Origin of the sequence: Lysinibacillus sp. NPDC097195 (assembly GCF_044762075.1) — a bacterium.
Taxonomy (GTDB): Bacteria; Bacillota; Bacilli; order Bacillales_A; family Planococcaceae; genus Lysinibacillus.
Genome location: NZ_JBIWDP010000002.1, coordinates 274,635 through 290,531, shown reverse-complemented (window position 1 = coordinate 290,531; position 15,897 = coordinate 274,635). Strand labels below are relative to the sequence as shown.

At 37.4% G+C, this 15,897-nt stretch carries 13 protein-coding genes; all 13 read right to left on the bottom strand.

Annotated elements, in window-relative coordinates:
* Positions 1-27: 27 nt before the first annotated feature.
* Entirely contained in the window at positions 28-951 is a 924-nt protein-coding gene (gene lipA, locus ACIQXI_RS14860; protein WP_402926318.1) for a lipoyl synthase, read from the bottom strand.
* 115 nt (positions 952-1,066) lie between these two features.
* Positions 1,067-1,816: a sporulation protein YunB gene (gene yunB, locus ACIQXI_RS14855; protein ID WP_402926512.1), complete on the bottom strand. Its 750-nt coding sequence runs from the start codon at positions 1,814-1,816 to the stop codon at positions 1,067-1,069.
* Between the two features lie 65 nt (positions 1,817-1,881).
* Positions 1,882-2,991, bottom strand: a complete 1,110-nt coding sequence (locus ACIQXI_RS14850; RefSeq protein WP_402926316.1) for an HD-GYP domain-containing protein — start codon at positions 2,989-2,991, stop codon at positions 1,882-1,884.
* Positions 2,992-3,030: 39 nt separating this feature from the next.
* The gene (locus ACIQXI_RS14845) at positions 3,031-4,398 is read right to left on the bottom strand and encodes a bifunctional metallophosphatase/5'-nucleotidase (RefSeq protein ID WP_402926313.1); all 1,368 of its coding nucleotides are present in this window, start codon (positions 4,396-4,398) and stop codon (positions 3,031-3,033) included.
* Between the two features lie 16 nt (positions 4,399-4,414).
* A complete protein-coding gene (locus tag ACIQXI_RS14840; RefSeq protein ID WP_402926311.1) occupies positions 4,415-5,236 on the bottom strand; it encodes a sulfite exporter TauE/SafE family protein in 822 nt (273 codons plus the stop codon).
* Positions 5,236-6,093: a DUF72 domain-containing protein gene (locus tag ACIQXI_RS14835; RefSeq protein WP_402926310.1), complete on the bottom strand. Its 858-nt coding sequence runs from the start codon at positions 6,091-6,093 to the stop codon at positions 5,236-5,238. The genes ACIQXI_RS14840 and ACIQXI_RS14835 overlap by 1 nt, the downstream gene beginning before the upstream one ends.
* A 102-nt stretch (positions 6,094-6,195) precedes the next feature.
* Entirely contained in the window at positions 6,196-7,593 is a 1,398-nt protein-coding gene (gene sufB / locus ACIQXI_RS14830) for a Fe-S cluster assembly protein SufB (RefSeq protein ID WP_402926308.1), read from the bottom strand.
* 24 nt (positions 7,594-7,617) lie between these two features.
* Entirely contained in the window at positions 7,618-8,046 is a 429-nt protein-coding gene (sufU, locus tag ACIQXI_RS14825) for a Fe-S cluster assembly sulfur transfer protein SufU (RefSeq protein WP_402926306.1), read from the bottom strand.
* Positions 8,036-9,265 carry a cysteine desulfurase gene (locus tag ACIQXI_RS14820; RefSeq protein ID WP_402926304.1) on the bottom strand — a complete coding sequence of 410 codons (1,230 nt, stop codon included), beginning with the start codon at positions 9,263-9,265 and terminating at the stop codon, positions 8,036-8,038. Before ACIQXI_RS14820 ends, sufU begins: the two co-directional genes overlap by 11 nt.
* On the bottom strand, positions 9,265-10,569 hold the full coding sequence (gene sufD / locus ACIQXI_RS14815; protein ID WP_402926302.1) for a Fe-S cluster assembly protein SufD: 1,305 nt from the start codon (positions 10,567-10,569) through the stop codon (positions 9,265-9,267). The genes ACIQXI_RS14820 and sufD overlap by 1 nt, the downstream gene beginning before the upstream one ends.
* Positions 10,570-10,587: 18 nt before the next feature.
* Complete coding sequence (gene sufC / locus ACIQXI_RS14810; RefSeq protein WP_370635669.1) at positions 10,588-11,367, bottom strand: Fe-S cluster assembly ATPase SufC; 780 nt, start codon at positions 11,365-11,367, stop codon at positions 10,588-10,590.
* 686 nt (positions 11,368-12,053) lie between these two features.
* Positions 12,054-12,812 carry a response regulator gene (locus tag ACIQXI_RS14805; RefSeq protein ID WP_402926300.1) on the bottom strand — a complete coding sequence of 253 codons (759 nt, stop codon included), beginning with the start codon at positions 12,810-12,812 and terminating at the stop codon, positions 12,054-12,056.
* Positions 12,784-15,729 carry a response regulator gene (locus ACIQXI_RS14800; protein WP_402926298.1) on the bottom strand — a complete coding sequence of 982 codons (2,946 nt, stop codon included), beginning with the start codon at positions 15,727-15,729 and terminating at the stop codon, positions 12,784-12,786. Before ACIQXI_RS14800 ends, ACIQXI_RS14805 begins: the two co-directional genes overlap by 29 nt.
* Positions 15,730-15,897: the final 168 nt, after the last annotated feature.

Below are 15,897 nucleotides of genomic sequence, written 5' to 3'. Positions count from 1 at the left end.
ACCACCTTTCTCGTCTAACTTTTCCTATTATACTTCAGCTTGCAATTGTCGTTCTTTCGTTGCAGCATTCACTTGCTCGTCGGCATGATAACTACTGCGTACAAGTGGGCCCGCCTCACAATGCTTAAAGCCTTTTTCCATTGCAATTTTGCGCAGTTTTCCAAATTCAATTGGTGAATAATATTTTTTTACAGGTAAATGTTTTTTCGTTGGCTGTAAATATTGACCGATTGTCATAATATCTACGTTGTTCGCACGTAAATCATCCATTACCTCTAAAATTTCTTCATGCGTTTCACCTAAGCCAATCATTAATGATGACTTTGTTGGAATGTCAGGTTGCATTTCTTTAGCTAAACGAAGGAATTCTAAAGAACGCTCGTATTTTGCACGCGCACGTACTCTTGGCGTTAAACGGCGTACCGTTTCGATATTATGATTTAAAATATCTGGTTTAGCATCCATTAAAAGTTGAAGATTTTCCTTCAAACCACCTAAATCAGAAGGTAAAACTTCGACAGACGTGAAAGGACTTTTGCGGCGAATCGCACGCACTGTTTCAGCTAATACTTCTGCACCGCCATCCTTTAAATCATCACGTGCTACCATTGTAATTACAACGTGCTTTAAATTCATAATTGCGACAGAATCTGCAACACGTTCTGGTTCTGCAAGATCTAACTCATTTGGTAAACCTGTTTTTACCGCGCAGAAACGACAAGCACGTGTACAAACCGATCCTAAAATCATCATTGTTGCTGTACGGCGCTCACCCCAGCATTCATGAATATTTGGACAGCGTGCTTCCTCACATACTGTATGAAGGTTTTTCTCACGCATTAGCTTTTTTAAACCCTTATATTCATCATTCGTGTTTAATTTAATTTTTAACCAATCCGGTTTTCTTACATGTTGTTCTTTTTCATTGCTAGTAGGTTTACAGGATGTCATACAAATTCGCCCCTATCAAAGTTATCTTTTGTTGAATATTATCTACCATCACTGTTGTCAATGTATCATATTACACGAACGGCAACAACTAGCATTTACTCTCAATTTAACATTTCTACTGATAAGGTACTGGCACTTCGATAGATGGCTGTACGGCATCTCCGCCATTTGTATAAATATTTGGTACTGGACCTCTCGTTAATCCCATTGCTACTGGGATATCTTGAGATACTGTCGTTGATTTGCTGGCAAATGGGACGATTATTTGGACATTCACTTCTATATGAATTCCTACTTCCACATAAGCACTATTAATACCAAATTCCCTAATGTCAGAAGTTACATTACTATGGACATTGCCAATTACATGAAAACGTATTGGTATTTTCGGCCCCAAATTGCCGAGCAAAGGTAAATCAGCTGCCTGTGCGAGCGGGACGAAAAAAACAATACCATCCCCTTGTTGAATTTTATTGACATCATATTCGACATTATCTAAGTCAGGTAAATGGGACAATTCTCCATGTTCAGCCTGCTCTAAATACATTTTTACAAGCTCCAATGTTTCTGCACGTACTCTATTGATAATTTCCGTATTAAATTTTGTCGTTACGGACGTACCAGATGGTACATCTTCGATTATATCATTAACGTCTAATACGTTAGAAGTACGTGAATTAATGGCTTTACTGACAACATACGATGCAATTTTATTCGTTTGTACTTCCGCATACTCCAAATAGGTTGGCTTCAGCCGCTCATTTAAGAAATAAAGAAAAAGTACAATACAAATGATACTTGCAACAATTAGTAAGGTTAAACGATTTAGCTGTATACCTCTTTTGTTATTCGTTCGCAATTTCATCCTTTTTCGAGGGATAAACAAAAAAATCTCCTCCTGTTCTACAACGTATGAACAGGAGGAGCAAATTATACGACTCTCGATGGTACGACATAATCGGTTTCAATACTATCGATTGTTACAGTTGGATAGTCCACTAAATTGATTTCATAGGTCGCTGTGAGTAATTCATCTTGTTCTTCAAAAATTCGAATCCATGGCAAGGAGGAATCCAAATTATTTTGTTTTGAGACTATTCCTCGACGACCATCTGATAATTTTAAGATTAAGCCATTCGGATAATGTACAACCGATCTTTTCAATGCGTCGACAATACGCGCATCATAAAGGGTACCTGAGCCCGCTTCTACAATCGCAAGCCCTTGGGAAGGAAGCATTTTTTCACGATATACACGGTTAGTCGTCACCGCATCAAATACATCCGCTACGCCAATAATTTTGGCAAAAGGATGGATTTCAAAATCAACTAAACCTCGTGGATAGCCACTTCCATCGATGCGTTCATGATGTTGAAAAGCGCAATGTGCAACCAGTAAGGAAATGGAATGTAAATTACGTAATAAATCAAACCCAAAACGAGTGTGCATTTTCATCATTTCAAATTCCTCATGCGATAATCGCCCTGGTTTTTTTAATATCTCTTTCGGCACCATAATCTTTCCAACATCATGCAATAAGGCACCAATCCCAATTAAACGTAGATCCTCGGCTGAATGCCCTAATTCTTTCGCGATAGCAATTGAATATAAGGTTACATGAAAAGAATGCTGATATAAGTATTCATCGAATAAATAAGCATCTGTTAAAATCGTTAAAATTTCATCATTGCCTGTAACAGCTGAAAGTAGTTCATCGACAATCGTCACAATCGCTTTCGATTGCTGATCAAGTATATAAGAGGCATTCACTGTACTTAAACCATTTAAGGATTGGAAAGAATCTTTAATGGTTGAGATTGTTTTATTTCGGACATCAGGAGGAACCGTTTCCTTTACTTCAATCCCTTCAGAAATTTTGTCATCAATATATAAATAATGCGTATTCAACTGTTGAAGTCTCTCAATAATACGTTCATTAATGACAACATCTTTCTTTAAAAGTGGATGACCTGCCTCATTCCAGATGGTTCTTCCTAATACCATTCCTTCTTTTAATACATCGATTGAAATTAATCGCATGACTTCTTCCCCAATCCATTCTTAAAGCATTTTATATATCTATAGCTTAAAGAAACTTTGCCCGTACTCTAACATAATATTGCGTAAAAAATCAGGTAAAATATATTTTTTCTTTGCATATTTAAAGCTTGGATAAAAATAACCGAACGTAAACAAATCAAGTGTTACTAATGTATAAGTACGCTCATTATCTGCTATTTGTCCATTAATGAGCAATTGACGATCTTCATTCATCGTAAAGCCATACGTTAGCATCTTGCCAAAAATAACGCCCCTAAACCCTAAACCTTTAAGCTCCATATTCGGCCATTCTTCATTTTTAGATTGCTGGAAAATTTCCTTCATTTCCGAAACGGACAATTCAATTGTACATAAATTAATCGGGTGAGGAAAAATTTTATGCAAATCAAGCGCGGTAACTGTTCCTTTTGGAAGACCTTCTAAAAATATGCCTGCGTTAAATAACGCACAATCCGCACCACTTTTTTCTAAAATCGCTTGTGCAAATAAGTGTGATAATTGCGAGTAATGGAACCATTCCTTATTGTACGCTTTTTTCGTTAAAAAAACGGGCTTGTCTAATAATTGATTACCTTCTTCTTCTAAAGATAGTAAAAACTCATTTTCATTTTCAACAATTGGCAAGTCCTTATTATGAATTAAAGTATCCTTTTTTTCAACAATTTCCCTCGTTTTTTTATCATATTCTACCACTAAATGTCCCGTATATTGTCCGAATTTTCCTCCGCCAGTGAGCAATACCCCATTAACGTACTTACCAGTTGGTAGTGTATGATGTGTGTGTGAACCAAAGATAACGTCGATTTCTGGGCATTCCTCCGCTAATAATTCATCTTCAGTAATGCCTAAATGTGACAGACAAACAACAATATCTACTTCTTGACGCAGTTGGTGCGTTAAGCGAATAAGCGAGCTTCGTGCATCTTCAATATGCCAGTTCAATTCTTTATAATAAATCTCGAACATCGCGGTTGCAGCAATCACAGCAATTTTCGTTCCGTATTTCGACGTTTTTACAACATATGGCTTTAACCATGCTGGATTTTCTCCTTTAGCTGCTGTAACATTCGCTACTACAACGTCAAATCGCGCATCATCATATAGATGAAATAGCTCTTCATGGGATAATGTAATGCCTTCATTATTACCGATTGTCACCACATCATAACCAGCGTTATTTAATAGTTTCACATTGCCCTTCCCAACGGTAGCATCCGTATAGATATTCGATCTATCTACATGATCCCCAACATCAACTAGAAAGCTAGTTTCACCTAAAGCAGCCAAATGAGCCCGTTGTGTATTGACATAGCTTGCCATGCGCGGCCAATACTTAAAATGACTATGCAAATCATTTGTATGAAAAATATGAATTTTTTCCAGCATTCAAGCCACCTCTTCTTTACAATAAGCCCTCTATAATGGAACGAATTCCTAATAATAATAAAATAATTCGCAGTGCAAGGACAAGTGTATCTGATTTAATTTTTTTATTTAGCGCTGCCCCAAGCTTTGCCCCGATGTATGCACCAGGAATAACAGGAATTGTATACAGCCATGGAACATTTCCTAAATAAATATGACTTGCGGAGTTAATAATCGAATTTAGAAATACCATAAACATCGATGTGGCCACGGCAACATGTGGCGGAAATAAAAATAAAATTATCATTGCAGGCACAATTAACGCACCACCCCCGATGCCAAATAAGCCTGAAGCAAAACCAACAGTAAAGCAAAATAATAACGCAAACCAAATTGGATAGCCGTACACATACGTTTTCCCTTCAACATCTACAAATTGATGTTGTGTACCATTTTTCACAAACCATTGTACTGGCTTCAATTTATCTCGGATAAGTAAAATTACCGATATGACGATTAACAATATGCCAAAATATAAGTTAAATGACGGTAAATCCAATCCTTTATTGACCCATGCACCTACCATCGTCCCCGGAATACTGCCTAGAAAAAATATAAATCCACTTTTATAATCTACTGTTTTGGATTTCATGTAGCTTAATGTTGATGCTAAACCGGTGAAGATCATCATTACAACAGATAGCCCAACGACCTTTTGTGGTGTAATTTCTGGGATCATCCCAAGATTTATACCAACAAATAAAGTGGCCGGTACTAAAATAATCCCTCCACCTAGACCTACAAGCGAGCCAATTAGCCCGGATAGTAGTGCAATTACTATTAAAAGAATAAACTCCATTATAGTTCTCCTTCAAACATATTTAATTGTTTTGGTGCTAAACCTCTATCTTGGAGGGCTAGTAATGCCTGTAGTTCCTTGGCATTTTTCGCGGCATGCTGGCCAGAGTTATTATTAAATAAAACAAAGAGCTCTTGTACGTTAGGCTCTATCCTTTGAACATGCTCGCCGATTTGCTGTAGTTCTTCTTTATTATAGTCATATAAAAAACGAACTTTGCGCCAGTTCTCTGCATTTCCCGTATTACGCCAACCGTGAATATTGCGTCCATGTATACGGACAAGTGCCTTATTGGCCGTTACTTCAGGATAAAAGGGCACAGAACCACTACCAGCTTGCGGTTCATCACAAATAGTATGGATAAATTGATGTTCCTTTAAAAAATCCATCGTTTGTTGGACAACTTTCTGTGCATACCATGTCTGATTGCGAAATTCAATCGCTACATCAAATGCTTTTAATTGTTGCCTAATATACAATAAATATTGTACATTTTTCGACTGACAATCAAACCATGGTGGAAATTGTGCTAAGACCATCGCTAACTTACCATGACGTTTAAATTCATTTGCACAGTCAATAAAAGCATTGAACATATCGTTTTTAGATTCGAAAGGAATTTCTCCGCGTAAATGACCGGTCATTCCCTGATAGGCTTTTATTACAAAACGAAATGAGTCTGGCGTTTGCGCACACCATTTACGAACATTCTCCACTGATGGTATCGCATAAAAAGAAGTATCTAATTCTACGGTTAAAAAATGACCTGCATAATCGAATAATTTGTCCTTTGAGGCAGTCACACTACTATATAACGAAGGATGATCGCCCCAGCCTGTTAACCCTACTCGAATCAAGTGACTCCCTCCTTATGTACATAATGATAGCATACACTTTCAACAAATATAAAAAGCGACTAAAGCTAAAATAGCTCTAGTCGCATGCACATCAACAAAAAATCAGCCGATAGAACCTTCCATCTCGAACTTGATGAGACGGTTCATTTCTACTGCATATTCCATTGGTAATTCTTTCGTAAATGGTTCGATAAAGCCCATTACAATCATTTCAGTTGCTTCTTCTTCAGAAATACCACGAGACATTAAGTAGAATAATTGTTCTTCCGACACTTTTGAAACTTTCGCTTCATGCTCTAAAGAAACATTATCATTTAAAATTTCATTGTATGGAATTGTATCCGAAGTAGATTGGTTATCCATGATTAACGTATCACATTCAATGTTAGCACGCGCCCCACTTGCTTTCGGACCGAAACGTACTTGACCCATATATGTTACTTTACCACCTTGTTTCGCAATCGATTTAGAAACGATTGTAGAAGATGTGTTAGGTGCCATATGAATCATTTTTGCTCCAGCATGTTGGTGTTGCCCTTTACCTGCTAATGCAATGGATAATGTCATACCACGAGCGCCTTCACCTTTAAGGATACAAGCTGGGTATTTCATCGTTAATTTAGAACCAATATTACCATCGATCCATTCCATCGTACCGTTTTCTTCAACAACAGTACGTTTTGTTACTAAGTTGTAAACGTTGTTCGCCCAGTTTTGAATCGTTGTATAACGGCAGTAAGCATTTTTTTCGACGATAATTTCTACTACTGCTGAGTGTAAAGAGTTTGTTGTATAAACAGGAGCTGTACATCCTTCAACATAGTGTACATGTGCGCCTTCATCAACAATAATGAGCGTACGTTCGAATTGACCCATGTTTTCAGAGTTAATACGGAAGTAAGCTTGTAAAGGTGTTTCAACTTTGACACCTGGTGGCACATAGATAAATGAACCACCTGACCAAACTGCTGAGTTTAACGCAGCAAATTTATTGTCAGTGTAAGGAATTACTTTACCCCAGTATTTTTTGAAAATATCTTCATTTTCGCGTAAAGCTGAATCCGTATCCTTGAATACAATACCAAGATCTTCTAAATCTTGTTTCATATTGTGATATACTACTTCAGATTCGTACTGAGCAGATACACCAGCAAGATATTTTTGTTCTGCTTCAGGAATACCTAATTTATCGAATGTAGCTTTAATTTCTTCAGGTACTTCATCCCAAGATTTTTGCGTAGCTTCAGATGGTTTTACGTAGTACGTAATTTCATCGAAATCTAAATCGCCAAGTTCGCCACCCCACTGAGGCATTGGTTTTTTATAGAAAGTTTCAAGCGCTTTTAAGCGGTATTCTAACATCCACTCAGGCTCTTGCTTCATATTTGAAATTTCACGGACGATTTCTTCAGTCAAACCACGTTTTGAACGGAAAATTGATACGTCCTTGTCATGGAATCCGTATTTGTAATCGCCAATATCCGGCATTTTTTTAGCCATTATTTCTCCTCCGTTCACGAATTATTATTCTTTTACGCCTTTTTCCATTGCTTTCCAAGCCAATGTTGCACATTTAATTCGTGCAGGGAATTGTGAAACACCTTGCAGTGCCTCGACATCCTCTAGGTCGTATTTGTCGCTATAATCTTCACCCATCATCATTTTTGAGAAAATATCAGCAAGCTCTAATGCTTCTTCTACTTTTTTCCCTTTGATAATTTGTGTCATCATCGATGCAGAAGACATCGAAATCGAACAGCCTTCACCGTCAAATTTCGCATCTTCTACAACACCATCGTTCACTTTAAGCGTCAAGTGAATGCGGTCGCCACAAGTCGGATTGTTCATATCTATTGTTACAGCATCTGTTTCTAAAGATCCTTTATTGCGCGGATTTTTATAATGATCCATGATAACTGAACGGTATAGTTGATCTAAATTATTAAAAGACATCGCCAAAATACTCCTTCGCAGTACGCAACCCAGCAACTAAGCGGTCAATATCTTCTTCCGTATTATACAGATAGAAGCTTGCGCGCGCTGTCGCTACTTGTTGGAGACATTTCATTAGTGGCTGTGCACAGTGATGACCTGCACGAACAGCAATACCGTTCATGTCAAGAACTGTCGCTACATCATGTGGATGTACATCATCTAAGTTAAATGTAACAAGTCCACAACGTTTCATTGGATCACGTGGTCCAAAAATTTTCAGTCCCTCAATTGTTTCAAGCTGATCCATTGCATAGCCTACAAGCTTATGCTCATGCTGTGCAATATTATCTAACCCTACTTCATTTAAGAAATCAATAGCAGCACCTAAACCGATTGCACCTGCAATAATAGGCGTACCACCTTCAAATTTCCACGGTAATTCTTTCCACGTTGAATCATGCAGTCCAACAAAGTCGATCATTTCGCCACCAAATTCAATTGGCTCCATCTTTTCTAGGTGCTCTTTTTTACCATATAGTACACCTATTCCAGTCGGTCCGCACATTTTATGTCCTGAAAATCCTAAAAAATCTACATCTAAATCTTGTACATCTATTTTCATATGCGGTGCAGCTTGTGCAGCATCTGCTACCATTACGGCACCATTTGCATGTGCAATTTGTGCAATTTCTTTAATCGGATTAATCGTACCGAGAACATTCGATGCCATGGAAACTGACACGATTTTTGTTTTCGGCGTAATTGTCGCACGAACTTTTTCAAGATCAAGTGTGCCATCTGCCTCAAGATCAATGTACTTTAATGTTGCATTTTTTTCTTTAGCAAGTTGTTGCCAAGGAATAATATTGGAATGGTGCTCCATCTGTGTAATAACAATTTCATCACCTTGCCCAACATTTGCACGACCATAACTCGAAGCTACTGTATTTAACGCAGTTGTTGTACCGCGAGTAAAGATAATTTCTTCTGTCGATTTCGCATTAATGAAGTTGCGCACCTTTTCACGAGCACCCTCGTATTTGTCAGTCGCACGATTTCCCAATGTATGCACACCTCGGTGAACATTCGAGTTATCGAATTCATAGTAATGCTTGATTGCTTCAATTACTTGACTAGGCTTTTGAGATGTTGCTGCACTATCAAGGTAAACAAGTGGATGACCATTGACTTGTTGATTTAATATTGGGAAATAGCTTTTAATGTCTTTATTGATCATTAGCGAACTTTCCTTTCAATAACCTCCGTCAGTTGCTTTTGAACGCCCTCGATTGGTAATTGCGTAACAACTGGCGCAAGGAATCCATGGATAACAAGGCGCTCTGCTTCTGCTTTCGAGATACCACGACTCATTAAGTAATAAAGTTGTAGTGGATCTACTCGACCTACAGATGCTGCGTGTCCTGCTGTTACATCATCTTCGTCAATTAAAAGAATTGGGTTCGCATCGCCACGTGCTTTTTCAGAAAGCATAAGGACACGTGATTCTTGTTGCGCATCCGCTTTTGTAGCACCGTGTTCAATGTAGCCAATACCGTTAAAGATTGACTGTGCTGCATCTTTCATCACACCGTGTTTTAAAATGTGACCATTTGAGTTTTTACCCCAGTGACGAACTTCTGTTGTAAAGTTTAGTTTTTGCTCTCCACGACCAACAACTACTGTTTTAGTATCAGCATGAGAACCGTCACCAACAAGGTGTGTAATGTTTTCAGAAATTGTATCTGAATCATTCATTAAACCAAGTGCCCAATCTACTTTTGCATCACGCGCTAAACGAGCACGACGATTTACATAAGTAGTATAACCTTTAGCAAGTACATCAACCGCACCGTAAATAACTTGTGCATTATCTTGGACAATAACCTCTGAAATAATGTTAGCTTGACCTTTTGCTTCTTCAACTGTTGAAATATATGTTTCAACATACGTAATAGCTGCATTTGCTTCAGCTACGACTAATACGTGGTTATATAGTGAAGCTTCTGCATTGTCATTTAAAAACACAACTTGTAAAGGTTGCTCGATTACAACATTTTTCGGTACGTAAACAAATACGCCTCCATTGACAAGTGCTGCGTGAAGAGCAGTTAATTTGTGTTCATCAACTTTTACTGCTTCTGTCATAAAGTATTTTTGTACAAGCTCACCATGTTCACGTACAGCCGTTAGCATGTCTGTAAAAATAACACCTTTATCAGCAAGCTCTTGTGATGTTTTTATAAACGCTGGTGTGTTGTTGCGTTGAATATATAGGTTTTCTTGCTCAAGGTTAATTAAGCCTCGTGCCTCTTCTGGTAGTTCATCCAGTGAAGCGTATTTTTCACTGACAACTGAATGACTTGGGAAATTCATAAAATCCCATTTTGTAATATTTGTTCTATCTGGTTTTGGCATATCTAAACCAGCTGCTTTGTCTAGTGCTGCCGTACGAAGCTCAGCAAACCAAGTTGGTTCACCGTTAGCTTCTGAGAACGAGCGCACGTCCTGTACTGTTACAGGCAAGTTAAGTTCCACTGTCATGCTAATTCGTCCTCCTTCTTATGCTTCTTGTTCTTCTGTTTCTTCTTCGATACCTAATTCTTTTTTAATCCAGTCATAACCTTCTGCTTCTAAACGTTGTGCTAATTCTGCGCCACCTGATTTTACTACACGGCCTTGCATCATTACGTGTACATGATCTGGTGTGATGTAGTTAAGTAGACGTTGGTAGTGCGTGATCATTAAGCAGCCGAAGCCTTCGCCACGCATTGCATTAATACCTTTAGAAACAACTTTTAATGCATCAATGTCAAGCCCAGAGTCAATTTCATCTAAAATAGCGAACGTTGGCTTAATCATCATTAATTGAAGAATCTCGTTACGTTTTTTCTCACCACCTGAGAAACCTTCATTTAGATAACGTTGTGCCATATCTTCGTTCATTTCAAGGAATTCCATATTTTTATCTAATTCACGAATGAATTTCATTAATGAAATTTCGTCGCCCTCTTCACGGCGTGCATTAATTGCTGAACGTAAGAAATCAGCGTTTGTTACACCAGCGATTTCTGATGGATATTGCATAGCTAGGAATAAGCCAGCTTGTGCACGCTCATCTACTTCCATTTCAAGTACGTTTTCACCATCAAGTTCAACTGTACCAGAAGTAACTTCATATTTAGGGTGTCCCATAATTGCAGAAGCTAGTGTTGATTTACCAGTTCCGTTTGGTCCCATAATTGCATGGATTTCATTTGTATTAATTGTAAGGTTTACGCCTTTTAAAATCTCTTTCCCGTCGATTTCAACGTGAAGATCTTTAATTACTAAAGTTGACATGAAAATACCTCCATAGTGTGTTCTGTGAATGGGCAACCATTCCTTAATTATCATCATTCTAATCTTAACTGAAAATCGTTCTCTATGCAAACCATTTTGACCACTTTCACTTTTCTATAAGGAAATCTTGAAATATAAAGACTTTGTAAGCATTTTCAGTTTATTACTAAACGAAAGTGACATTGAGAATCAATAAAGTCTATTTTCAATAAAATATCCCTAAATGAGAATGGATTTCATCTAGCTACATAGTGGAAACCTCGCATAAAGCGTTAATTGTAGCGGTTTTGTGACAAATATGCACAAACAACCATATCTATACTATATCCTATTTCATTAAAATGGAATCATTATAAAGAAATAAAATTATAGAGTACTAGCACGCTCATATTGTTTAAAATTTTGCAGCAATGCGAGTCTACATAATTTTGTATTTACATCTCAGAAGCCAGAAAGTCTTTAATAAATTTTCACTATGCAATATGAATATGACCTCAGCGATTCACTCATTTGCAATAAGTAAAAAAGTAGACAAACTCTAGTTAATGGTAGCGCAGGCGGTAACTACTGCTGAAAGCACCGCCGTAGCAGACAAAAACGGTAACAAAAAAGTGATAGATTGACGGCAATCAATCTATCACTTTTTTTCTTTTGCCTAGCTTTATTTTCACTTCTTACTAAAGAAATTAACTTATTTTATAAGCCCATAAATAGCCCTTTGATTCAAGGAGGAATGAATCAGGATCGTTTGGCATTTGCAGCATAACAGCATTATTTGTTTTCATTTCATAGCCATCATTGATGCGTTCAATTTGAATAGGTACTTCAAGCTCGTTAAACATTTGGCGTAATCGATAAATCGTGTTATACAGATTTGCTAATGCTTTACGCTCATCAAGATTGGGCCAAATATCATCTAAAATGCGATATTTTGAAACAACTGCTCCTTCGTTCAGTAACAAATAATAGAACAATTCCTCCGTTACTTTTGTGCGCCATTTAATAGCTTGACCATTCATCCGTGTTCCTGCATCACCTCTAAGACGGACTTCTAACTTCGCAATAGCATGCTGTTTCTGACGACCGTAATATTTTGCAAGTCGTTCATCTAATTGTAGGACAGTATTCGGTGTCATCGGCTTTAAAACATAATCGAGCGCCTGTACCCGAAAAGCATCAACGGCATATTTGGTGTATGCTGTTGAAAAAACGATTGGTACATCGATCCCTTCCTCTACTAGCTTTATCGCTAGCTCTAAGCCATTCAATTTAGGCATTTCAATATCTAAAAGAATAGCATCGGCTTGGATTTTTGAAAGTTCTTTTGCTGCTTCGATCGGTGAAGTAAAGGTGGCAATCACCTTAAAAAGACCATCCTTTTCCAGTAACCGTTTATGTAAGTTTAGAATAGGCTCTTCATCTTCTACCATAATAATGTTCCACATTGGCATACTCCTTTAAAGGTTGCTTTAAAATCATTGTTGTTCCTTCATTTACTTTAGATTGTATGGTCAGCGTAGCATGCGGTAATTCTTTTACGCGACGCAAAACATTCGTAAATCCTATTCCATTTGAGCTAATATTTTTTCCCATTGCTAAATTAGCTACTTGCTCTGTCGTCATCCCAACGCCATCATCCACAACTTGAACGAGCATGAAATTTTCTTCTTTTATGATTTTTACAAGAACATTGCCATTTCCTTCTTTTTCAAAAATCCCATGACGAATGGCATTTTCTACGAGTGGCTGAATGAGCAAACTCGGAACCTCAACTTTTGCTGTATCAATAGCTTCATCAATTTCCAAAATAACACTTAGTCTAGCACCAAATCGAGCTTGTTCAATTTCCACATAGGCTTGTATAATTTCCAGTTCTTTTTCAAGTGTTGCGCGAAAACCTTCCTTACCAGAATCAAAAATATACCGTAAATACGTGGACAACATCGTTAATAAATGGCCTGCCCGATCTCCATCCGTATAGCAGAAGGAAATAATACTACTCAGTGCATTATATAAAAAGTGTGGTTTAATTTGCGCTTGTAGAAATGCCATCTCATGCTCTATCGCATTTGTTATCGCTTCTTTCGTTAAAGAAATGGTAGATAAGCGTGCTAATAACGTTTCTTTCGAAGCAGGCTTACGAATAAAATCATTTGCACCTGATTCAAGTACTAGTGAAATATTTGTAGGATATTCATTTGCTACTAGCATAATAATCGGCAAATCCATATAACTATATTGTTGCCTTATTTTTTGCGTGAGCACTAAGCCATCCATCCCTGGCATCACTTCATCAATTAGTATAAAATCTGGCTTTTTATGTTGGATTGATTGAAATGCCTCCTTAGCATTATGCGCTAAAGAAATGGCGTAATGCTGCTGCAGAAGGCTTTGGAGCACGTCAGCATGGATTACATCATCCTCGACAATTAATAAAGTTGGTAAATGGTCATTCATTGTCGGAGAAGACAATGGCAGTATAACGTTCGTTTTATTTAGTTGTTTTTCTTCATAGCCACCAAAAGGCAATGTTATTAAAAAGCGAATGCCATCATGTAATAAATCGACCGAATAGGAGCCTCCCATTTGTTCTATAATTGCCTTGCCAATAGATTGCCCTGTGACATCTGCGGCAATTTGTTCAATAATATCTGGCCCTGTACCTTCCACTGCTATTCTGACATCTGCGCCAAGACGCATTATACTAAGGACTACTTCGCCATTACCTGCATGCGCAATAGCCGTTTCGACTATACGATACACAATTTGGCCCATTCTTTGCTCATCTGCCAGTATAAGGAGTTGACTATCTGCATGCATATAATATTTAATATTTGCTTTTTCCATCGTACGTTCATGCATTTTAACGACATGTTGAATAATCATTTGAACATTTACCGGAAGGACATCTATCTGAAAATCCTGAAAACGAATTTTTGTAAAATCCTTTAAATCATTCACTAAATATAATAAGCGTTCAAGTTGTTGTTCCAACAATTGATGTTCCACTAAAGCTCGCTGTGCTGATAATGATTTTGTGACGTTCAGCGCATGATAAAGTGGTTGCTCGAGTTCCTTTGTTGTGACTTCTAAAAAAGAATCTTTACCAATCGTAGCTTTTTCCAACCGTTCACTAAAAATCTCTGCTTCTGTCGTCCGATTAATGAGTCGCATTGCTAAAAAGACATTCATTCCTAAAATAAAAAATAGCACACCCATTCGATTAAAAATATTTTTCCCTGAGAAAAATAGCTGATCAAATGCACCACTTAACGAAAAAATAAAGAGTGAAAACACTGATGCACTCAGTATGATTAACTCATTATTAGGAATCTTCGTATTTTTAGCGAAACATAAATAAATTAATCTAGCGATAATAACGAGAGCCAAGCCATTTATGTAACCAAAAAAGATATATTGTAAAGATGATAATGACCTTGCCGGACATAGCAGTGATCCTAGTCCGTATAAAATAAGAGGGAGCGTCAATAGTATTGCTGTTCGGCGCTTGACCATCGTTTCAACCGTATAAACAAAGAAAAAGAATAGGGTAACAGCATTTATATAGGTGATAAAATCTTGTAATCGAAAGTACAGTTCAAATGATATATTTGGAAACTCTCGAAAAAGCGTCCTTTCTCCACGCGTTGATACGAGCAAGGCAAGTGTAAAGAAGTACACGGCACTATAAAAAAACGCTCTATCTTTTGTTCTTAATAAATACAAGCTACAGTGAAAGATTGAAAAAATAAATAAAATAATAATTGTTGTTTTTTCTAAATTTACATCTTTTACGACATCATTAGCTATCGTCTCTGCAACACCGATATCAATCGGAAATATAATGCCATGCCGGGCATTAAAAAAATCAGCTACTTGCAATGTAATCGTCAGTGATTTTGTTGTAGGTGTAAAATATAATTCATACACTGGATTACTAGCTATAGCTCCCTCCTTTTCAGTTCCAAGAGTGCCATAAGACGCAAGTTCTTTACCATTTATAAAAAGGCGGTGTGCAGACCAAATATTTCGCACACGGAGACCTATTTTTTCGAAATGTGGAGGTAATTCAACTTTGAGCTGATACGTTCCATACTGGACATCCTCGCTCCAAGAACCAGGTACCCTTTCCAACGTTGCATTTTGTGGGAAATGACTTGCCTCAACATATTTACCCCCTATAAACTTCCATTCTCCAGAGAGGGCAATGACTTTTTCATTTCTAGAAATCCCCGAAAGATCTAATAGCCCATCTTTCGCCTGCAACTTAGTATTAGTCGCTTCCTGATCGTTAAACGTTAAACCAGCTAACATGGCAATTGCTAAAATGATAAGCAGCCAACTGATTCCCTTCTTTATCATAAATCTCCACCTCGAACTTATTTTACAAGACTAAACTCTCAAATTACTAACAAAACTAGTAGGAACCTCGCGTTCTCTATAGACTTATTTTGCTAATTTAACCGACTTCATGTGTTGTTTATCATCTTTCTTCCTTTTATTTTGCACTATGCTAATTTTTCAGTCTTT

Excerpts from the sequence above, each read along its gene's own strand:
- lipA (WP_402926318.1), bottom strand. The coding sequence starts at position 951 with ATGACATCCTGTAAACCTACTAGCAATGAAAAAGAACAACATGTAAGA.
- yunB (WP_402926512.1), bottom strand. The coding sequence starts at position 1,816 with ATGAAATTGCGAACGAATAACAAAAGAGGTATACAGCTAAATCGTTTA.
- ACIQXI_RS14850 (WP_402926316.1), bottom strand. The coding sequence starts at position 2,991 with ATGCGATTAATTTCAATCGATGTATTAAAAGAAGGAATGGTATTAGGA.
- ACIQXI_RS14845 (WP_402926313.1), bottom strand. The coding sequence starts at position 4,398 with ATGCTGGAAAAAATTCATATTTTTCATACAAATGATTTGCATAGTCAT.
- ACIQXI_RS14840 (WP_402926311.1), bottom strand. The coding sequence starts at position 5,236 with ATGGAGTTTATTCTTTTAATAGTAATTGCACTACTATCCGGGCTAATT.
- sufB (WP_402926308.1), bottom strand. The coding sequence starts at position 7,593 with ATGGCTAAAAAAATGCCGGATATTGGCGATTACAAATACGGATTCCAT.
- sufU (WP_402926306.1), bottom strand. The coding sequence starts at position 8,046 with ATGTCTTTTAATAATTTAGATCAACTATACCGTTCAGTTATCATGGAT.
- ACIQXI_RS14820 (WP_402926304.1), bottom strand. The coding sequence starts at position 9,265 with ATGATCAATAAAGACATTAAAAGCTATTTCCCAATATTAAATCAACAA.
- sufD (WP_402926302.1), bottom strand. The coding sequence starts at position 10,569 with ATGACAGTGGAACTTAACTTGCCTGTAACAGTACAGGACGTGCGCTCG.
- sufC (WP_370635669.1), bottom strand. The coding sequence starts at position 11,367 with ATGTCAACTTTAGTAATTAAAGATCTTCACGTTGAAATCGACGGGAAA.
- ACIQXI_RS14805 (WP_402926300.1), bottom strand. The coding sequence starts at position 12,812 with ATGTGGAACATTATTATGGTAGAAGATGAAGAGCCTATTCTAAACTTA.
- ACIQXI_RS14800 (WP_402926298.1), bottom strand. The coding sequence starts at position 15,729 with ATGATAAAGAAGGGAATCAGTTGGCTGCTTATCATTTTAGCAATTGCC.